The organism is Bacillus sp. 0102A (assembly GCF_036765155.1).
Classification (GTDB): domain Bacteria; phylum Bacillota; class Bacilli; order Bacillales; family Bacillaceae; genus Bacillus; species Bacillus subtilis_G.
Genome location: NZ_JBAIZW010000001.1, coordinates 281474 through 301134 on the forward strand (window position 1 = coordinate 281474; position 19661 = coordinate 301134).

A 19661-nucleotide genomic window follows, 5' to 3' on the forward strand; every position below is an offset into this window, starting at 1 on the left:
TTACCATATCTCGTGCAGCCGCTTCAAATTAGGATCGGTTTAGTGATCTCTAGCCGCAATTAAATCACAAAGCTCATATAAAAGCTCTTTTTGAAGAGAGAGTCCGCCGATCAAACGCTTCGCCTCTTTTATGTGAACATCCAATTTATGTTTGGCCCCTTCCAGTGACAGAAGGGACGGGTAAGTCGATTTGTCGTTAGTTGTATCCGAGCCGACACGTTTGCCGATTTTCTCTTCACTGCCTTCTAAATCTAAAATATCGTCTCTGATTTGAAAACCAATTCCAATATGGCTGCTGAAGGTACGCAGTGTTTCAATGTCTTCTTCAGGCGCATCCGCCAAAATAGCACCGGCGGTTACGCAAAAACCGAGAAGCTTAGCGGTTTTCCGTTCATGAATGGATTCAAGTTCTTCAAGCGTGACCTGGCGGTTCTCCGCTTCCATATCAGCTACTTGTCCACCGACCATGCCTTCAGTACCTGCCGCTGAAATCAGTTCATTCACAAGCCGAAGGCGCTTTTCTGCTGACACCCCGTCCGACATGTGGGAGGTGATCAGCTTAAAGCTTTCCGTGAGCAGCCCGTCACCCGCTAATACTGCTGTCGCTTCACCGAACACTTTATGGTTTGTCGGCTTCCCGCGGCGTAAATCGTCATCATCCATACAAGGAAGGTCATCGTGAATTAACGAATACGTGTGAATCATTTCGACAGCACAACCCACCGGAATGCCGTCCTTTTCACTTTTCCCATATGCGTTTAAAACGGCCAGTACAATGAGAGGACGCAGCCGCTTTCCGCCAGCCTCAAGGGAATACAGCATAGACTTTTTTAATGAGTCCGGCATATCGAGCTTTTCTGTATAGACAGAAAGCTGATTTTCAATCGTTTTTTTCCGCTCCGCCAGAAAAGCCGTTAATTTATTTGTCACCTTCGTCTTCCTCCTGAACACTAAAAGGTGCCAGTTCGCCGTCTTCTTTTAAAATGAAGTCCATTTGTTTTTCGACTTTTTGCAGCTTTTCGTGGCACATTTTTGAAAGAGCCATGCCTTCTTGGAAATAGTTAATCGCTTGCTCTAAAGGCACATCGCCCTCTTCAAGCTTTGACACAATGCTCTCAAGCCCTTTCATCGCTTCTTCAAATGTCATGTTTTCATTTTTTTTCACGTCTGTCATTTTTCTTCCCCTCTCTTTTCTAATACTTCACAGGTCAGCACGCCATCCTTCAGCTTGACTTCAAGCTGGTCCTTCTCTGCTATCTGACTGACACTTTTTATGAGTTCGTCTTCTTTATAAGCCAAGCTGTATCCTCTTTCCATCACTTGAAGAGGACTCAACGCATTCAGCTTGCCAAGAACCGTCTGAAATTGGGAATGCAGCTGTTTCATTTGGATAGCCATATTTTTTCTCAGCTGATTTGTCTGTTCCTCATATCGTGTTCTCGCTTGCTTCAGCTGTTCATGAGGGTGCAGCGCTTCTAATCTGTACGTTTCACGTTCCAGCTGTCTGCTTTTTCGATCTAAAAGAGCGGTTAACTGTGATTGAAACTGCTGATAGGCAAGGTCAAACTGCTGCTCTTTTTGCGCATACAACCGCTTTGGAAAACGAAAGGCATACGAGGATTGCAGCGTTTGAATCCGTTCTTTTTTCTGGCCGAGATGCTGTTGCATTGCTCTTGTCATTCTAACTTCCGCTGTTTTTGTCCGTTCGATTAAATCAGTTGTATGCGGTACGGCAATCTCAGCTGCTCCTGTCGGCGTCGCGGCTCTGATATCAGCGACAAAATCACTGATCGTAAAGTCCGTTTCATGCCCGACTGCCGATATAACCGGAATGTTAGAAGCAAAGATCGCGCGTGCTACAATTTCTTCATTAAATGCCCACAGTTCTTCTATCGAACCGCCGCCTCTCCCAACAATTAATACGTCGCAAACCTCTTTTTCATTTGCCTCTTCAATGCGCGTAACGATGGATCTGCTCGCATTTTCGCCTTGTACGAGCGCTGGAAGAACAATGACTTTTACAAGGGGATATCTTCTTTTTAGAGTTGTAATGACGTCTCTGACAGCGGCACCCGTTGGAGATGTCACAACCCCGATTGTGGCTGGAAATGCGGGGATTTGTTTTTTATAGCGGTCGTCAAATAAACCTTCTCCGGCAAGCTTCTTTTTTAACTCTTCGTATGCTAAATAAAGCGCTCCGACCCCGTCAGGCTGCATTTCTTTAGCATATAATTGGTAGTTTCCGCTCGGTTCATATACGGAAATTCCGCCTCTGACCAGCACCTTCATGCCGTTTTCAGGTTTAAAAGGCAGACGCTCGCTCTGTCTTGCGAACATCACCGACTGCATTCTGGCGTTTTCGTCTTTCAATGTGAAATAAATGTGGCCTCTTGTATGTATTTTTACATTCGATAATTCGCCTTTAATCCAAATATTTTCAAGGTGAGGATCTACATCGAATTTTCGTTTTATATACTTTGTCAGCGCTGAGACGGTAACATACGCTGTTTCACCCATGTCTCAAACTCCTCTCATAAGCATTCCTGCACCATAACTAAAGAAAACCCGCCCTGGCTGTAGGAGCCTGAAGAAGCGGGTATCGTGCTCATATTCACGGCGGGCAAAATCTCCCGCCTGTGAACATCTCCAATTATCTATGATAACGTACGTTTCGCAGATTTAACAGTATTATGCGCAAGCATTGTGATAGTCATCGGACCAACTCCGCCAGGGACTGGCGTGATGAAGGACGCTTTTTCCTTTGCTCCTTCAAATTCAACGTCTCCGCAAAGCTTTCCACTTTCCAGACGGTTAACGCCGACGTCAATCACAACAGCGCCCTCTTTGATCTGGTCTGCATTGATGAAATTAGCTCTGCCGACTGCCACCACCAGGATGTCCGCTTTTTTCGTATGTTCGGTCATATTTTCTGTTCTTGAATGACAGTAAGTAACCGTCGCGTTCTCATTTAATAAAAGCTGGCCGACAGGTTTGCCGACAATATTGCTTCGGCCGACTACAACAACCTCTTTACCGGAAAGGTCGATATTGGTTTTCTTCAAAAGCTCAACAATTCCGTGAGGCGTGCAAGGAAGAAACGTATCTTCGCCAAGCAGCATTTTCCCTACGTTTAACGGATGAAAACCGTCTACATCTTTATCAGGAGAGATACGTTCGATCACCGCTTTTTCAGAAATATGGTCTGGAAGCGGGAGCTGAACGAGGATGCCGTGAAACTCAGGGGCTTGATTGTATTGATCGATAATGGAAAGCAGTTCCGTTTCTGTTAGACTGCTGTCGAATTGATCAAGCTTGAAATTTATTCCCATAGTTTCAGCCGCTTTTTTCTTTCCTCGCACGTAAGAGTGAGAAGCAGGATCATCTCCAATCAAAATAACCGCGAGCCCGGGAGTGACGCCTTGCTTTTTAAGCTCTTCTACCTCTTTTGCCAATTGTTCGCGTTTTTCTCTAGCCGTTTCTTTTCCGTCGATGATTGTTGCAGTCATTTTCTTTCCTCCTATGATTGTTCAATATCAGATTTAATGTTAGAAAGAACCCCGTTTACAAACTTTGTCGCTTTGTCATCACCAAACCGTTTTGCCAGCTCAATCGCTTCGTTCATAGAGACATTCACCGGAATGTCTTCGGCATACGCCATTTCGTATGCTCCCAGACGCAAAATCGCGCGGTCAACATTGGCAATCCGATCGAGCTTCCAATTCACCAGATGATTGGAAATCATTTCATCAAGCTGGACTTGGTGTTCCAATACCCCGTGTACAAGCTGTTCAAAGAAAGGATCTGTTTTTTCTTCATCCAATGCGTGTTCTATGGCTTCATTCACTGCAATATCGCTGACATCAATTTGAAATAGTGCCTGCAAAGCTTTTTCTCTTGCTGTTCTTCTTTTCATTTTCTTTCTCCTTTGATCCTCTTTATCCGCTTGTCGTTAAGCCATAAAGAGATCATAACATATTTTTTTCGTATCCGCATATTGAAATCAAGGTTTTTTCACCCTATTACCGAATATTTTCACACACCTTGATATGATCATTCGGATTTCACGATCATGAAGAAACTCGGCTGCCTTGAGCCGGCTTTCTTCATGCTTTGAAATAAAGGGTAACGTGTAAAAAAACCAAAGGGCCGCCCTCCCCTTGGTTTCTTGTTAAGCCATTTACATTTCTTCGTCGATTTGGACTTCCTGGGCTTTTGTGTCAAATTGAATGCCGACGATATGAATATTGATCTCGTTAATCGAAAGAGACGTCATATTTAATAAGGTTTGACGAATGTTTTCCTGAACGGACGCTGCAACTTTCGGAATCGAAACGCCAAATGTAACGACGCAGTATACATCGATCGTAATGCCGTCATCCGCCAGGTCGACTTTGACACCTTTGCCATGATTTACTTTACCGAAGCGTTCGACGACACCTGTCGCAAAGTTTCCGCGCATTTCGGCAACACCGTCAACTTCTGAAGCTGCTATGCCGGCAATGACCTCGATGACTTCCGGTGCAATCTCAACCTTACCTAAATGCGTATCTTCTTGATTCATTTTAAGCAAGCTGTTGTCTTTCATTCAATTCACCTCCGTAAAAATTATGAGCCCATTACATCATATGTTTCTAAAAATTTCGTATTAAACTCTCCGCCAACAAATGTTTCATGTTCAAGCAGTTTTAAGTGGAATGGGATTGTTGTCTCAATGCCTTCAATGACGAATTCGCTTAATGCGCGCTTCATGCGGGCAATCGCTTCATCTCTCGTTTTTCCGTATGTGATCACTTTTGCAATCATGCTGTCATAGTACGGAGGGATGGAATAGCCCGGGTAAGCAGCTGAATCTACACGGACACCAAGACCGCCCGGAGGCAGGTACATTTTAATTTCACCAGGAGACGGCATGAAATTTTTACTTGGATTTTCTGCGTTGATTCGGCATTCGATCGCCCAGCCTTGGAATTCGACATCTTCTTGGTTAAGGCTCAGTTCCATTCCTGATGCCACTTTGATTTGTTCCTTAATCAGGTCTGTTCCCGTCACCATTTCCGTGACTGGGTGCTCCACCTGGATTCTCGTGTTCATTTCCATAAAGTAGTAGCGCTGTTCGTTGTAATCATAAATAAATTCAACTGTTCCGGCGCCTGAATAGCCAACTGCTTTTGCAGCCTTAACCGCTGCATCTCCCATCTGCTCCCTGATTTCTGAATCAAGCGCCGGAGATGGTGTTTCTTCCAAAAGCTTTTGCAGGCGTCTTTGAATCGAGCAGTCGCGTTCACCTAAATGGATGGTATTTCCGTGGTTATCGGCAAGCACTTGGATCTCAACGTGACGAAAATCTTCTATGTATTTTTCGATGTAAACACCTGGATTTCCGAATGCTGTTGCAGCTTCCTGCTGTGTAATCTTAATGCCTTTGATCAGTTCCTCTTCGGTGCGGGCAACCCTGATTCCTTTTCCGCCTCCGCCTGCGGTGGCTTTTATAATTACAGGATACCCAATTTCATTAGCAAGTGAAACCGCTTCTTCCACATTTTCTATAATTCCTTGCGAACCCGGCACGATCGGCACGCCGGCCTGTTTCATCGTTTCCCTCGCAACGTCTTTTGTTCCCATTTTTGAAATGGCGTCAGCGCTCGGGCCGACAAATGTGACGTTAACTTCTTCACATAATTCCGCGAAATCTGCATTTTCAGCTAAAAATCCATATCCCGGATGAATAGCATCCGTTCCTGTCAGCTTCGCAACACTCACAATATTTGTAACATTTAAATAGCTGTCTTTTGATGCTTTCGGTCCGATACAAAAAGCTTCATCAGCCATTTGAACATGAAGGGCATCTTTATCAGCTTCTGAATAAACAGCGACAGTCTCAACTCCGAGCTCTTTGCAGGCTCTTATGATTCTGACAGCAATTTCTCCTCTGTTGGCGATCAATAGCTTTTTAATCATGTTAAGTCTCCTTACTCTGCTTTCACAAGAAATAGAGGTTGTCCGTATTCGACCAGCTGGCCGTTTTCTACTAACACTTCAACGATTTCACCTTTTACTTCCGCTTCAATTTCGTTGAAAAGCTTCATCGCTTCTACAATGCAGACAACTGTGTTTTCATTTACTTTTGAACCGGCTGTTACATATGGGCCAGCTTCAGGTGATGAAGACGCATAAAACGTTCCTACCATAGGTGAAGTGATTTTATGCAGATTCTCATCTTGCTTCGGTGCTTCTTGGGCAGGTGCCGACGCTGCTTGCTGCGCTTGCGGCTGAACTGCCTGTGGAGCCTGTGCCTGTACTGGTGCTGCCGGCGCTTGCTGCATCACTTGAACAGTGCCTGCTTCATGTTTTTTCAGTTTTAAGGATACACCTTCATTTTCATATACGAATTCATCAATTGCAGACTCGTCAATTGCTTTAATCAGCTCGTGGATTTCTTTAATATTTAACATTCAATCGCACTCCTATGTATAAAATGTCTTTTTTTATAGGTTACTACTAAAAGTACATACTATGTTTATCTTACAGGAGCGGACTTTTGAATTCAACTCTAATATGATTGGCACACAAAAAGCCCGCTGCTTAAGCGGGCGTATTTTTCCTCTTATTTACTTGGATGGCTCAAATGTGACAGCGACGTCTTTCATTGTTTTAATTTCTTTTGCCACAAGGTCTATGATGGCTGTCGCCTTAGATTTAGAATGTTTGTCTGATTTGACTGTAATGTTGATTTTGTCTCCTTCAGCATTGACGAGCGCGTCTTTGTAGCCTTGTGTTTTAATAAGGGTTTCCAGCTGTTTTTCTGTTCCTTCCACTTCACTGAGAGCCGTCATTTTATCATATGCTTCGCTCTTTTCCTTTGCTGTCGCATCATCGCTTGACACTATGGCATTCAGCTCTTCTCTTTCTTTGCTTCTGGTATCTTCTAAATCTAGACGGTATGTTGTAAACAAATCATCATCGGCTGTTTCTGTTACAACAGTTCCTTTTTCACTGGCTTCAGCGGATGTTTCCTTGTCTGCTGATGAATCTTTCGTGCCCTTTGTTCCATCTTCTTTTTCCGTTTCTGTTTCAGTTTCCGGACCGCTTTTTTCCTTCGTGTCTTGCTTGGCAGGCGCTTTTTCAGTTGCGACCTCTCCTGAGTCAGACGCATTTTTTTCACTTTTCATTTGCACGGCATTTTTGCTTTCCGGAGACATGATATAGTAGACGCTTAACACCACGACAAGACTGAGCATTGTTAATAGCCAAACGGTTTGTTTTTTGAGCATTTATGAATCCTCCTTTATTTTTTTAGGGGCAACCGCAACCCGGTGGCTTGGAACATCCAGGACCCGTGTCACCGCTTCAATAATCGTTTGTTTTATTTGAACGTTGTCCACTCCTTGAGCAACAACGAGTACACCGCGTATATCAGGTTTTTTCGTTTGGACGACGACGGGTGTTTCTTTATCGCCGTTTTTGATCATCACAATTTCTTCTTCCGATGTCTGGTCTGTGACGCTTCTTGTCCCGCCCTCTTTGTCTGTTTCTTCAGTGGTTGTATTTTTGTTTGATTTGTTTTTTTCATATACTTTCAGCGACGTTGCATCAACATTCACGACAACCGAGACATCGTCTACACCTATGATCGTTTCAAGAATTTCTTTCAGCTGGTTTTCGTATTCTTTTTCATAATCATCGATCGAGTTTTTAGGTTCATCAGATTTTGAGGCTTTAAACACTTCGGCTGTTTTCCCTTTGCCGGCTGCAGTATCCTGTGATGATACCGCCGTAATCGGTTTGGCGTTTTCCGTTTTCTCCGGCGATGAAAACAGATGGCTGACGAGCATGAAGGAAACTCCGAGAACAAAAACGAACAGAAAGTAATGATATTTGGTCAGCTTCGGCTTTTCGCCGTGCTTCGTTTGCCCCGGAAGAAACTGCTTTTTCAATACATTCCATAATCCGTTTTTATTCATTGCCGACACTCTCCCCGCCTTCCATTTGAACCGTAATTTTCTCACTTTCGATCTCCCAAATGTCCGCAAGCTGTGACTGGATCTGTTTTGCTTCTTTTTGTTCGGCTGCTTCTTTCGTTGCGTACGCATGATCTGTGTCAATGCGAACCGGCGCGACCGTTTGGACCGTGTTTTCAGAAGACGGGGCCATATACACGCTGATTGTTTTAATATCCTCTTCTGAATCTACCTTTTCTCCTGCCGTAAGTTTGATGTGGTCTACTTTGTATTCATCATGACTGAATCTCTCCTCCGCTTTCTTTTTTAGTTGGACAGCCATTTCTTCTAAAATATATGCACGCTGGGAAGCTTGTATTTCTATTTTTTTTGAATTGATTTGATTTTTTATGTCGGCAGACTCTGACTGCCTGTTTTTTGTGAGGTATTCAAAGATGACTTCAGGATCTGTGTTGAAAAGCTTGAAAATCGGTGTAAGCATGACGACAATCAAGAGCAGGCTGACCACCATTTTTGCGTACTTTTGCATGCTGGAGCTCGGCAGCAGCATATCAATCACAATTGCAAATAGGATAAACAATACGATGGTGGTAAGCCATTCAGTTAGAAAACTCATCCGCCAGCCTCCTTTATTTCATCATCATCGTGAGGTTTCCGGCTGTGATGATGACGGTAAGGCTTAAAAAAAACATGAGGGACACAATGGCGAGAGCTGCAAAAATATAAATGACGCTTTTGCTGATGACATCGAGGCAAGTAATGACGGGTCCGCCTCCAAGCGGCTGAAGAATCGCGGCTGCCAGCTTATAAATAAAAGCGAGGGAAAGCACTTTGATTGCCGGAAAGGCCGCGATACAGATCAAAATAGCAACACCGAGAATCCCTACGGTATTTTTCAGCAATAAGGAAGCGCTGATCACTGTATCTGTCGCGTCTGTAAACATTCGGCCAAGAACGGGAATAAAGTTTCCGGTTATAAATTTAGCCGTTCTGAGCGTAATGCCGTCTGTCACTGCAGCTGAGGCTCCCTGAACAGAAATAACGCCGAGAAAGATGGTGAGAAACACGGCCAGTGCTCCGATGGCGATATTCCTGAGCAGGTTGGCCAGCTGCGTTACTTTGTATTGTTCAGTCATAGTGCTGACAATGCTTAGAATCGCTGATAAGAAAATCAGCGGCATGACGATATTCTGAATTAATAGACCGCTCGTATTCATCAGAAAGAGGATAACAGGATGAAAGAAGGCTGCAGATACAGCTCCGCCTGAGGAAGCCAAAAGCGCCAAGAGGAGCGGAATGAGCGCCAATATAAAGCTGGTCATCGTCTGAATGGCCTCCGTCGCATAATTGATTGCCACATGAAAACTGTTCAGCGCAAGAATAATCAACACCATATACACAATTGAATAGGCGACCTTGCTGACGGTGCTTTTCTGAAACGCATTTTGCAGAAGCTGCAGGATGACGCAAAAAATGGTGAGTAAAATTAATGTGCCCAGCAGCTTGCCGTTGGCTAGCACTTCATGAAACAAATAAGAAAAGAGAGCTTTCAGCCATTCTTGCGGTGAAAATGATTTATCGCCATTGATAAAATCAATTAAGCTGCCTTTTTGGCTTTCCGGCAGCAGTCCGCCATATTCTGTCATAATGTCATTCCAAAATTCACCGATCTTGTCTGTTTCAAGCGAGGCCGCTGTCCTTTCCGCTAATTGCTCAGCCGTTTCAGCATGTTCATCCGCTTGTTCGGCATCACCGGCTGCTTGTACCAATTCTGCACGGCCTGCTATGATCAGCACGGCCAGAACTAAAGCCCAGTGGAAACGCTTCAATCTACCGCCTCCCTTCGGTTATGACATAGAAGGTATAAGTCCGAGAATCGTTTCAATAATGACTGTTAAAATAGGCACAGCCATAACAAGAATTAAAATTTTCCCCGCCAATTCTATTTTCGAGGCGATGGCCCCTTGACCGGCATCTTTTGTAAGCTGCGCCCCGAATTCAGCGATATAGGCGATTCCGATAATCTTTAAAATGGTTTCAACATAGACCATGTTGACGTTTGCGTTAATTGCTATTTTTTCTATCATTCGAATAATGTCGTAGATTTGGTCTACCAAATAAAGAAAAATGGCACAGCCTGCAAACACGACGATTAAAAACGCAAAAGTCGGCTTTTGTTCTTTAACAATTAAAGAAAGGAAGGTGGCGATCAGCCCTAAACCTACAATTTGAACAATGTCAATCTGCAAGCCCCCCTATCCTTGGAATAAAAACACAGCTTTTATCTTTTTAAATAGGTCGTCTACAATTGTGGCGACCATAAATAAAATATAGATAAAACCTAACAGCGTCACCCACTGGGCGTATTCTTTTTTGCCCATCTGATCCAAAATCGTGTGTAAAAAAGCCACCACGATTCCCACTCCGGCGATTTGAAATATCACGTTCACGTCTACTCCCATTTTATTTTTGCTCCCCTCACGTTTACATCAATAGAAGAATGAGTAACAAGCCCGCTAAAAAGCCTAAACTTTTTATCATCTTTTCATTTTTCGCCTGTGCCTGCTCAGCATCCGCTTCCGAGGCTTCCAAGTGTGTAAGCGCCAGCTTGATGTGCTTTTGCTGCGAAATTCGGTCATGAATCCCGAGCGTCTCGCCAAATTGCTTCAGCACTTCATATTCGCTTTTTTTCAAAGACATGGTGTCCCACACCTTCTTTAAGCTTTGCTCCCACGCGGTTTTCGCGGAATCGCTGCCCTTGTCCAGCTGATTACTGAATGTGGTAAAAAGAGCCGAAACAGGCTGTGCCAGCTGCTTGGCAATCTGCTGTGAAGCGATATGAAGCGGTGTATGGCCGTACATGATTTCAGCCTCGAGGGATTGGAGCGCCGCACGCAGCTGGCGGATTTGCCGCGGCCGTTCCATATAAACTTTCGCGATCTCAAAACCTGTCCATGTTGTCGCCACCACAATGAATACAGCACCCAGCAGCTTCAGCATGTCTTCACGCCCATCGTCCCAGACAGCACATTTCCATCTTTGTCATAAATGCGGCTTATTGTGCCCGGTCCCTTCGCTCTCGATAATTCCAAATAGCGGTCAAAGGCTCTTTCTTCCCACAATCGCTTTAATGAAGGCCGTTTCATCAGATCAGATATGCTCCAGCCATGCGCCGATACGATGACTGAAACACCTGCATGCAGCGCTTCAAGAAGTGCGTCTGTATCTTCCATACGCCCGATTTCATCGACAATGATCACCTCAGGGCTCATAGACCGAATCATCATCATCAGGCCCTCAGCCTTTGGACAGGCGTCTAACACGTCAATCCTCTGCCCGAATTGATGCTGGGGAATGCCGCGCAGGCATCCGGCAATTTCTGACCGTTCATCGACGATTCCTGTCTTTACGGGCGACATGCGTTTTTTGCCGGTGCTCGAGAGTCTCGCAAGATCTCGGAGAAGTGTTGTTTTTCCAGTTTGCGGCGGACCGATAATCAGCGTATTCAACCAACTGTCTTGATATAAGTATGGAAGCAGCGGCTCCGCAATCCCCAGTTTTTGCCGGGCAATTCGTATATTAAAAGATGCGATGTCACGGAGGCCTTTCACACCTCCGTTTTCCGTAATGACTCTGCCTGCCAGCCCGACTCTGTGGCCGCCTCTGATCGTGACATACCCTTTCTTCAGCTCTTCTTCGAGCGTATACATACTATAGTTGCTGAGCCGGCTGAGAATCAGATGGGCATCCTCGGCCGTGCCCGCATAGGACAAAAAAACAGGTTGTCCTTTTCGAATTAATTCAACAGGGCGGTTGACCCGAATTCTGACTTCTTCGATTTCAAGCCATTGATGTTCCGGTATTTCAGAAAGGGCGTTTTTCATGGATTCAGGGAGAACCTCAGCGATTTCATTCAAACAGAGCCTCCTCCTTTCTACCGATTGGCTTCTTTAAAATGTATGATGTGAGGCAGACTTTATGACAAGCCTCTCTTTATTTATGAACACCCGCCAAAATCAAAACAACACCCGTAAAAATCAGAATCAGCTTTGCATACGACAGCTGCCCGGCAATTTGATAGATTCCGACAGTCATGGTGATGATAAAAATCAGCGGACCGACAATAGCGAGAATGCTGTTAACCACAACCGCCTTCCGGACATCATTTGTCACAAGCATGATAATCGCTGCCGTCAGCTCAATCATAGAGGATAAAACGCGCAATCCGGCCATTGTTAAAACAGTAGAATTGATATTTCCAAGCAAAAATTTCATAGCACTCTCCCAACCTCCCATTTTTTTATATGATATGCTCTAGCTTGCGGAAGTAGTCTTGTCATTTTCGTATAAAAGAAAGATTCTCTTTATAGGCACAAAAAAAGCCTGCTCCCATTTGGGAACAGACTTCTCTTTTCTTTCTATGCTCTTGAAACGTATGAGCCGTCAGATGTATTGACAACAAGTTTGTCGCCTTCATTTACAAAGAACGGCACGTTTACAATAAGGCCGGTTTCGGTTTTCGCAGGTTTTGTACCGCCAGATGCTGTATCACCTTTAATGCCGGGTTCAGTTTCAACAACTTTCAGTTCAACTGTGTTTGGAAGTTCGATACCGAGCGTTTCTTCTTGGTACATCATGATATGCACAGACATGTTTTCAAGCAGGTATTTTAATTCCTCTTCGATTTGAGTCTCGCTTAGTTCAAGCTGCTCATAAGAAGAAGTATCCATAAATACGTGCTGATCTCCGTTTGCATATAGATATTGCATTGTTTTTGTTTCGATTTGCGCTTTCGCTACTTTTTCACCAGCGCGGAATGTTTTTTCCTGAATCGCGCCAGTTCGAAGATTGCGGAGTTTAGAACGGACAAACGCCGCGCCTTTACCAGGTTTTACATGCTGGAAGTCAACGACGCGCCAAATGCCGCCGTCTACTTCGATTGTTAATCCTGTACGGAAATCGTTAACTGAAATCATGTTTAATGTCCTCCTATATTCCAATCACAAAATAATAAGTTCTTTTGGGGAATGGGTGATTGTCCGGTTGCCGTTTTCTGTAATCACGATGTCATCTTCTATGCGGACACCGCCTGTTTCTGGTATGTAAATGCCCGGCTCCACTGTCACCACCATGCCCGGTTCAAGGATAGCTGAAGATCTGACGGACAATCCCGGCGATTCATGAACCTCCATGCCGAGCCCGTGTCCGGTTGAATGGCCAAAATATTCACCGTAGCCTTTTGCCGCAATGTGATCTCTTGTGAGGGCGTCAGCTTCTTTTCCTGTCATTCCCGGCTTAATATGTGCGACGCCTAATGCCTGAGCATCAAATACGACCTGATAAATCTCCTTCAATTGGTCACTTGGCTCACCTACAGCGACCGTACGGGTAATATCAGAACAATATCCTTTATAATAAGCGCCAAAATCAAGTGTAACTAGATCTCCGCTTTCAATCAGTTTGTCACTGGCCACACCATGCGGAAGGCTTGACCGAAGGCCCGAGGCGACAATCATATCAAAAGAAGAGCTGTCAGCTCCCTGGCTTCTCATATAAAACTCCAGCTCATTGGCAACAGCGATTTCAGAAATGCCGGGTTTCATAAACGTCAAGATATGTTTGAAGGCATCATCTGCAATCTTCGCAGCTTCCTCTAATATCTTAATCTCTTCATTAGACTTAATCAAGCGCAACTTTTCCACGGATTCAGCCACAGGCACTAATTCAGCCTCGCTGATAACCGCGCTGTACGACGCATATGTGCCGTATGTCATGCTGTTTTGCTCAAAGCCGAGGCGTTTAATGCCGAACGCTTCAATCGTGTCGGCGGTGGTCTGAATCAGGCTTCCGCCATGCTCAATGATTTCAAAGCCCTTTACCTGAACCTTCGACTGCTCTGTATAACGAAAATCCGTAATAAACGCCGCCCTGTCACCTGATATAACAGCCAGGCCCGCTGAACCGGTAAATCCTGTCATATAGCGTACATTCGTGCTGCTTGTAATCAGCATTCCGTCAATCCCCAGCTGTCCAAACTGGTCTCTTAATTTCTCTAGCTTCATCTTGATTCTCCCCCTTGCTGGCTTAATAAGTAGCGAATCGCAAGCTTGTAGCCTTCAGCTCCAAGTCCGACAATCTGACCTTTCGCAACCGGAGCGATAACCGACTGATGTCTGAATTCCTCCCTGGCATATAAGTTTGATAAATGCACCTCAACCACAGGAAGGCCGATGCTCGAAACAGCATCCCTGATTGCGTAGCTGTAATGGCTCAGCGCTCCGGGGTTCAGAACAATGCCGTCGTATTGCTCCGCTGCCTCATGAATGGCATCAATCAAATCACCTTCGTGATTAGACTGGAAGAAAGTGAGCTGGATATGTAAGGCTTCAGCAAATTGAAAAAGATCTGTTTCTATGTCGGTCAGTGTCTGGCGGCCGAATACCTCCGGCTCACGCTTCCCCAGCCGATTGACATTCGGCCCGTTCAAAATCAAAAAATGAGGCACATGAATCTCTCCTTTTCGTGAGGGTTTCTCATGTAAAAAAATGTCCACTTCTCGTGAACATTTTATCATACTGGAAAAGGATAATACACTATTCTCTATGCGCTGTTCCTAGCGCACGTGCCAGCTTCTCCGAATTCAGCTCATTGTATTCAAATGAGATGGAATAACCGACAAACAGCCCGTAAAGCAAATAAATGCAAATGGTCGTAATAACTGTATCTGCTTTCAGTGCTGTCACCGCACGCACATCAGGAAAAATGGGATTAAAAACAAAAAACACGAGCATCCAAAGCAGAAAGCCATATAAAATACCCGGCCACATTGTTTTTAATCGTTTCAATAGAAGAAAATATAGGAATGCTGCGCCGATTGAAAGAATTCCGATTAAAATAATGCTGATTACTGTCCCCAGTCCATGTTTTTTCCACTCTCCGAGTACAAACGGCTGCAAAATCATATTCGGACTGACTTCGGAAAAATGAAACAAATACGCAATATAAGCGATGAAACTCCATAATGCGCCTCCGAAAAAACCTGTTGCCGCCACCCTGCTGGCCATCGGAACAGGCGGTCCCTGCTTCTCATTCGATTGTTCATTTTGTTCTGTCTTTTTTTCGCTTGTCATCATGGCACCTCCAGTTAAAGTGTGCCCAAAAAATGAAATGTCAATAAAAAAGCTCACACTTTTTGACAGCTGCGAGTAAAATTTGAAATTAACGGGTATAATGCATGTAGATAAAGCAAGGCTAGACAATTTTTCAGCCTGTCAATCTAGAGGTTTAGCGCTGTTTCCTGTACAATAGAGTGAAAGGAAATGGTTAGCAATCCTAAAGAAATAGGCAGGTTGATAATATGTCAAAACATAAAATTCCGCCCGCTTACGGCGGGCAGGCAGTTGTGGAAGGCGTTATGTTTGGCGGAAAGCATCATTACGTTACAGCAATCAGAAGAACGGACGGAAGCATTGACTTCTTTAAGCTTCCCCGCAAACGCAACCCGAAACTGAACATCGTGAAAAAGATTCCGTTTTTACGAGGGATCGCGGCCATTATTGAAGCGAGCGCAAACGGCACCAAGCATTTGAATTTTTCTAGCGAACGTTACGGGCTTGATCCATCTGAAGACGAGACACTTGAGCAGGAAGAAAAAAAATCCTCCGGGCTGTCTATGTATCTCAGCCTCGCGGTTATCGGCGTCTTATCATTTTTGTTCAGTAAATTTGTATTTACATTGGTTCCTGTTTTCTTAGCTGAACTGACAAGGCCGGTTTTTTCATCGGACACAGCGCAAATCGCGGTTGAAAGCCTCTTTAAGTTGATTTTGCTGCTCGGTTACATTTATTTTTTATCCATGACACCACTCATTAAAAGAGTGTTTCAATATCATGGAGCCGAACATAAAGTCATAAACTGTTATGAACAGAATTTGCCAATTACAGTAGAGAATGTTCAAAACCAATCTCGGCTTCATTACCGCTGCGGATCAAGCTTTATTTTATTTACGATTATTGTCGGCATGTTTGTCTATTTGCTCGTTCCGACAGATCCGCTTTGGCTGCGTGTTATAGATCGTGTCGCGCTGATACCGGTCGTACTCGGCATATCTTTTGAAGTTCTGCAGCTGACAAACAAAGTGCGTGATATTCCCGGACTGAAATTCCTTGGGTACCCGGGGCTCTGGCTTCAGCTGTTAACAACAAAAGAGCCTAAGGATGACCAGGTTGAAGTTGCAATCGAAAGCTTTAACGAGCTTCTCAGACTCGAAGAAATGTCTGCACAAAATCAGAAGCCTTCTCACAACGTCATCTAATATCCGTTGCCCTGCTATTACTTTCGGAGGTGGACAGTTATGAATCATCGTGTACAACCTATTATTGCTGTATTAATTGCGCTGGGAGCGTTCGGTTTCCTCTATGTACTGGTAACCAATCCCGGAGAAATGGCAAAAATGGCGGTAACCGTCATCGTGGCAGGTATCATTATTTATTTTTTTGTGAAATATGTAATGAATCGAAATGCGGGCAGCGAAGGAGCAGCCTTCAAAAAAGCGGCGAAACAATCCCGGCGCCGGATGAAAGAACAAAAAGCAAAGCACCGCGCCGGACATAAGGGACGTGTCAGCCACCTGCGAAGCGTTCCGAGCGCCAGCAAGCCTAAGCCGATGATTCTCAAGAAAAAAAGCCAGACTCAGCTGACTGTTATAGAAGGGAAAAAAAATAAAAAGAAAAACAGAGCGCTTTTTTAATAGGTCCACTGTTTTAAAAACAGCTCTGTCTGTCTTTTACCTAGCTCAATCAGGGCTAGTTTTTTTTGTTGTGTTAAATGAAAATCGGTCGCCATGACGTCATCAACCGGGAGAAAAATGATGTTTTGTTCATAGCGTGACGCAATGTGCCTTGCGTCATGTGCATCCTTCATCGTTTCAAACAGGGCGCCGAACAGTTCGAATGCGTTGCGGATATTTTTTCTCGGACGCTCCCTTTCCCGCGGTGCAAGCGTCACACCGATAACAGGGCGTTTTCTTTCCTTTGAAAACAGCCAAATGGGAAAATTACTTAACACCCCTCCGTCAACAACCGTGGCGGTGTCTGTGTCCGTTTTTAATTTTATCGGTTCAAAGAAATACGGAATGCTGCAGCTCATTCTTACCGCCCTGGCAACCGGAAACATATCGGGATTTAACCCGTAACGGACCAAATCGTCCGGCAAAACAATCATGGTGCCGTTTGTCAGATCAGAAGCGATAAGGCGCAGAGACCCTTTCTGCAAATCACCGAAAACCCTTATGCCTTTCGCTCTTAACAGATCGGCAATCCATTTTTCTATCGTATCGCCTTTATATAAGCCAAGACGCCAGTAAATGGACACCCACTGAAGCATTTTCAAGGGGAGAAATGAGTACCGCTGGTCCAGCAATTTCTCTCCGTCCACTTCTTCAATTAAAGCGTGGATTTCTTTACTGGTGTAACCTGAGGCAATGAAAGCCGCTATAATTGCGCCCGCGCTTGTACCCGCAAGCCGTTTAAAGCGGAAGCCTTTTTCCTCAAGCGCTTCATAAGCGCCTGCCAGGGCAATGCCTTTTACTCCGCCGCCGGAAAATACACCGTCAATATACATCTCATTCCCCTCCCCCTCCATCCAATCGTTTATTACCATTTTAAGAAAACATGCGAAGAAATAGACCATCGAATGACGCGCGGCGTAGCGAATCAAAAAAGACGGCCTCCTTCGAGACCGCCTTTTTACTGATTATGATGTTCTGTTTTCTTTTGGATTGATTTTAGATCTTTTTTACGAGCATCATCTTCTTCAAAATATTGAACAAGATCCCCGATGCGATCAATGCTGTTCCAGCTTAAATGATGTTCGATTCCTTCGACATCGTTATATATTTTCTCTTCATCAACACCAATGATTCTTAAAAACTGCTCAAGCAATTCATGTCTGTATACCAGCCGTTTGCCTATTTTTTTCCCTTTAGACGTTAACACGAGACCGCGATATTTTTCATAAATTAAATATTCGTCTTTATCTAGTTTTTGAACCATTTTCGTTACAGAGGAGGGATGGACTGCCAATGCTTCCGCAATATCGGAAACCCGTGCATATCCTTTTTCTTCAATCAGCATATAAATCTGTTCAATATAATCTTCCATACTTGGTGTTGTCATCGAAACCCTCCCAAAAAGCACCTTAACTTTATAAACCATTACAAGTTTACACTAATGAACTTGAAAAAACAAGGATGCTCCGCGGGTCAAAAGCCCTGTTTACCGCTTGTAATTCCATTCATCTGAAGCGTATTTTGTTTCTGCCAAGTGATGTACAAAATCAAGCTCTTCCTGAGATAGTTCGTATGGCTCCAAATGAATGTTAAGGCCTGTTTCAAACCCTTCTTTAAAGGCTTTACGGGCCTCATCCATCGTTACCTGTTTTTCAGTGAGTTCATTAATGGCAACCGCTTTATTTTTGAAATTGCGCTGCATCCGCTCTCTGACTCTTTCACTTGGATACAAGAACAAATCAAACAGCTTGTCCTCATCCAAGTCGAGCAGAATGGAGCCGTGCTGAAGAATCACGCCTTTTTGTCTCGTTTGCGCGCTTCCCGCCACCTTGCGTCCCTCAACCACTAGCTCATACCATGAGGGCGCGTCAAAACAAACGGATGACCGCGGGTTTTTTAAGCTTTCTTTTTCTTTGTCGGTTCTCGGAATGGCAAAATAAGCGTCCAGACCAAGATTTCTAAAGCCTTGGAGTATGCCTTCTGAAATGACCCGGTATGCCTCAGTGACCGTTGCCGGCATTTCGGGATGTTCTTCTGAAACAATCACGCTGTATGTCAATTCCTGATCGTGCAGCACACCTCTCCCGCCGGTCGGGCGTCTAACGAATCCGAGATTATACTTATGTACGGCTTCAAAATTGATTTCCTTTTTAATATTTTGAAAATACCCTACAGAAAGTGTCGCCGGATTCCAGCCGTAAAAACGGATAACCGGGGGAATTTTTTCTTCGCTGTGCCAATATAAAAGCGCTTCATCAAGCGCCATATTGAATGCAGGATTTGCATTGCCTGAGTCTATAAACCGCCAAGTTTCTTTTTCCATTTTGAGACCTTCCTTACCGTTTTAATAGAATTAGTTTATCAAACTGCCGGGAAAATGAAAAATATTTTCGTTTCATTATGGATGACAATCGCGCCATGCTTTACTATAATAGTATTTGTCGAAAACGGCTCTATGGCCTTGTTTTACGAAACAGGGTTTTGATTTTATATGCTAAAGGAGTAGAATCACATTGTCTAATATGATCGTTTTAATTATTTTTGCTGCGTTTATCGTGTATATGATTGCTTCATATGTCTATCAGCAGCGAATTATGAAAACACTTACGGAAGAAGAATTCCGCGCGGGTTACCGAAAAGCGCAGCTCATTGATGTCCGTGAACCAAATGAGTTTGAGGGCGGGCATATTTTAGGTGCCCGCAACATCCCGCTTTCCCAGCTGAAACAGAGAAAAAATGAAATCCGTCCGGACAAGCCTGTTTATCTGTACTGCCAAAACAGCGTCCGCAGCGGACGCGCGGCACAAACCCTGCGCAAAAACGGCTGCACTGAGATTTACAACCTAAAAGGCGGCTTTAAAAAATGGGGCGGAAAGATTAAAGCAAAGAAATAAAGCAAACAGCTGTCTTTTTAC

Annotated in this window: 27 protein-coding genes; 3 read left to right on the forward strand and 24 right to left on the reverse strand. The window is 44.3% G+C overall.

Translation table 11 applies throughout. The annotated features are described in order from the left end of the window. Positions 1-39: 39 nt before the first annotated feature. The 21 genes from V6D41_RS01650 to V6D41_RS01750 form a co-directional block, all read right to left on the reverse strand. A complete protein-coding gene (locus V6D41_RS01650) occupies positions 40-930 on the reverse strand; it encodes a polyprenyl synthetase family protein (RefSeq protein WP_333517095.1) in 891 nt (296 codons plus the stop codon). Then, positions 920-1174 carry an exodeoxyribonuclease VII small subunit gene (locus tag V6D41_RS01655; protein ID WP_003226409.1) on the reverse strand — a complete coding sequence of 85 codons (255 nt, stop codon included), beginning with the start codon at positions 1172-1174 and terminating at the stop codon, positions 920-922. Before V6D41_RS01655 ends, V6D41_RS01650 begins: the two co-directional genes overlap by 11 nt. Then, positions 1171-2517, reverse strand: coding sequence for an exodeoxyribonuclease VII large subunit (gene xseA, locus V6D41_RS01660; RefSeq protein WP_333517096.1), 1347 nt, complete (start codon positions 2515-2517; stop codon positions 1171-1173). Before xseA ends, V6D41_RS01655 begins: the two co-directional genes overlap by 4 nt. 137 nt (positions 2518-2654) lie before the next feature. After that, positions 2655-3506, reverse strand: a complete 852-nt coding sequence (gene folD, locus V6D41_RS01665) for a bifunctional methylenetetrahydrofolate dehydrogenase/methenyltetrahydrofolate cyclohydrolase FolD (RefSeq protein ID WP_333517097.1) — start codon at positions 3504-3506, stop codon at positions 2655-2657. A gap of 11 nt (positions 3507-3517) precedes the next feature. Next, a complete protein-coding gene (gene nusB, locus V6D41_RS01670) occupies positions 3518-3913 on the reverse strand; it encodes a transcription antitermination factor NusB (protein WP_087990674.1) in 396 nt (131 codons plus the stop codon). A 264-nt stretch (positions 3914-4177) separates the two neighbouring features. After that, on the reverse strand, positions 4178-4585 hold the full coding sequence (gene yqhY, locus V6D41_RS01675) for a fatty acid biosynthesis protein YqhY (RefSeq protein ID WP_010328286.1): 408 nt from the start codon (positions 4583-4585) through the stop codon (positions 4178-4180). Positions 4586-4605: 20 nt separating this feature from the next. Continuing rightward, the gene (gene accC, locus V6D41_RS01680) at positions 4606-5958 is read right to left on the reverse strand and encodes an acetyl-CoA carboxylase biotin carboxylase subunit (RefSeq protein WP_333517098.1); all 1353 of its coding nucleotides are present in this window, start codon (positions 5956-5958) and stop codon (positions 4606-4608) included. Positions 5959-5969: 11 nt separating this feature from the next. Then, complete coding sequence (accB, locus tag V6D41_RS01685) at positions 5970-6452, reverse strand: acetyl-CoA carboxylase biotin carboxyl carrier protein (protein ID WP_087990676.1); 483 nt, start codon at positions 6450-6452, stop codon at positions 5970-5972. A gap of 156 nt (positions 6453-6608) precedes the next feature. Further along, the gene (spoIIIAH, locus tag V6D41_RS01690; RefSeq protein ID WP_202327216.1) at positions 6609-7271 is read right to left on the reverse strand and encodes a stage III sporulation ratchet engulfment protein SpoIIIAH; all 663 of its coding nucleotides are present in this window, start codon (positions 7269-7271) and stop codon (positions 6609-6611) included. Then, entirely contained in the window at positions 7272-7961 is a 690-nt protein-coding gene (gene spoIIIAG / locus V6D41_RS01695) for a stage III sporulation protein AG (protein WP_087990678.1), read from the reverse strand. Beyond that, positions 7954-8574 (reverse strand): stage III sporulation protein AF, encoded by a 621-nt coding sequence (gene spoIIIAF, locus V6D41_RS01700; protein ID WP_148962026.1) that lies wholly within the window; start codon positions 8572-8574, stop codon positions 7954-7956. The genes spoIIIAG and spoIIIAF overlap by 8 nt, the downstream gene beginning before the upstream one ends. Before the next feature lie 13 nt (positions 8575-8587). Then, a complete protein-coding gene (spoIIIAE, locus tag V6D41_RS01705; protein WP_333517099.1) occupies positions 8588-9787 on the reverse strand; it encodes a stage III sporulation protein AE in 1200 nt (399 codons plus the stop codon). Positions 9788-9805: 18 nt separating this feature from the next. Then, on the reverse strand, positions 9806-10207 hold the full coding sequence (spoIIIAD, locus tag V6D41_RS01710) for a stage III sporulation protein AD (protein ID WP_003230228.1): 402 nt from the start codon (positions 10205-10207) through the stop codon (positions 9806-9808). A gap of 6 nt (positions 10208-10213) precedes the next feature. After that, positions 10214-10420: a stage III sporulation protein AC gene (gene spoIIIAC / locus V6D41_RS01715; RefSeq protein ID WP_003153142.1), complete on the reverse strand. Its 207-nt coding sequence runs from the start codon at positions 10418-10420 to the stop codon at positions 10214-10216. Between the two features lie 22 nt (positions 10421-10442). Further along, the gene (spoIIIAB, locus tag V6D41_RS01720; RefSeq protein ID WP_333517100.1) at positions 10443-10958 is read right to left on the reverse strand and encodes a stage III sporulation protein SpoIIIAB; all 516 of its coding nucleotides are present in this window, start codon (positions 10956-10958) and stop codon (positions 10443-10445) included. Continuing rightward, positions 10952-11875, reverse strand: coding sequence for a stage III sporulation protein AA (spoIIIAA, locus tag V6D41_RS01725; protein ID WP_087990682.1), 924 nt, complete (start codon positions 11873-11875; stop codon positions 10952-10954). Before spoIIIAA ends, spoIIIAB begins: the two co-directional genes overlap by 7 nt. A gap of 76 nt (positions 11876-11951) precedes the next feature. Then, the gene (locus V6D41_RS01730; protein ID WP_003226379.1) at positions 11952-12233 is read right to left on the reverse strand and encodes a YqhV family protein; all 282 of its coding nucleotides are present in this window, start codon (positions 12231-12233) and stop codon (positions 11952-11954) included. Between the two features lie 143 nt (positions 12234-12376). After that, a complete protein-coding gene (gene efp, locus V6D41_RS01735; RefSeq protein WP_148962031.1) occupies positions 12377-12934 on the reverse strand; it encodes an elongation factor P in 558 nt (185 codons plus the stop codon). Between the two features lie 24 nt (positions 12935-12958). Next, the gene (gene papA, locus V6D41_RS01740) at positions 12959-14020 is read right to left on the reverse strand and encodes an aminopeptidase PapA (RefSeq protein ID WP_333517101.1); all 1062 of its coding nucleotides are present in this window, start codon (positions 14018-14020) and stop codon (positions 12959-12961) included. Then, on the reverse strand, positions 14017-14463 hold the full coding sequence (gene aroQ / locus V6D41_RS01745) for a type II 3-dehydroquinate dehydratase (protein WP_148962033.1): 447 nt from the start codon (positions 14461-14463) through the stop codon (positions 14017-14019). Before aroQ ends, papA begins: the two co-directional genes overlap by 4 nt. An 88-nt stretch (positions 14464-14551) precedes the next feature. Next, positions 14552-15091, reverse strand: coding sequence for a YqhR family membrane protein (locus tag V6D41_RS01750; protein ID WP_148962034.1), 540 nt, complete (start codon positions 15089-15091; stop codon positions 14552-14554). Between the two features lie 224 nt (positions 15092-15315). Here V6D41_RS01750 and V6D41_RS01755 point away from each other — a divergent pair, with 224 nt between their 5' ends. Further along, complete coding sequence (locus V6D41_RS01755; RefSeq protein WP_087990687.1) at positions 15316-16272, forward strand: DUF1385 domain-containing protein; 957 nt, start codon at positions 15316-15318, stop codon at positions 16270-16272. Between the two features lie 39 nt (positions 16273-16311). After that, a complete protein-coding gene (locus V6D41_RS01760; protein WP_333517102.1) occupies positions 16312-16707 on the forward strand; it encodes an SA1362 family protein in 396 nt (131 codons plus the stop codon). On the opposite strand, the gene V6D41_RS01765 is transcribed toward V6D41_RS01760, so the two are convergent. The 3 genes from V6D41_RS01765 to lipM all read right to left on the reverse strand — a co-directional run bounded on the left by V6D41_RS01765 (position 16704) and on the right by lipM (position 19069). Beyond that, positions 16704-17579 carry a patatin-like phospholipase family protein gene (locus V6D41_RS01765; protein ID WP_333517103.1) on the reverse strand — a complete coding sequence of 292 codons (876 nt, stop codon included), beginning with the start codon at positions 17577-17579 and terminating at the stop codon, positions 16704-16706. The genes V6D41_RS01760 and V6D41_RS01765 overlap by 4 nt on opposite strands. Before the next feature lie 125 nt (positions 17580-17704). Continuing rightward, positions 17705-18133, reverse strand: coding sequence for a transcriptional regulator MntR (mntR, locus tag V6D41_RS01770; RefSeq protein ID WP_003236923.1), 429 nt, complete (start codon positions 18131-18133; stop codon positions 17705-17707). 99 nt (positions 18134-18232) lie between these two features. After that, the gene (lipM, locus tag V6D41_RS01775; protein ID WP_087990689.1) at positions 18233-19069 is read right to left on the reverse strand and encodes an octanoyltransferase LipM; all 837 of its coding nucleotides are present in this window, start codon (positions 19067-19069) and stop codon (positions 18233-18235) included. Between the two features lie 190 nt (positions 19070-19259). On the opposite strand from lipM, the gene V6D41_RS01780 reads away from it, so the two are divergent. Further along, positions 19260-19640 (forward strand): rhodanese-like domain-containing protein, encoded by a 381-nt coding sequence (locus tag V6D41_RS01780; RefSeq protein ID WP_014664580.1) that lies wholly within the window; start codon positions 19260-19262, stop codon positions 19638-19640. Positions 19641-19661: the final 21 nt, after the last annotated feature.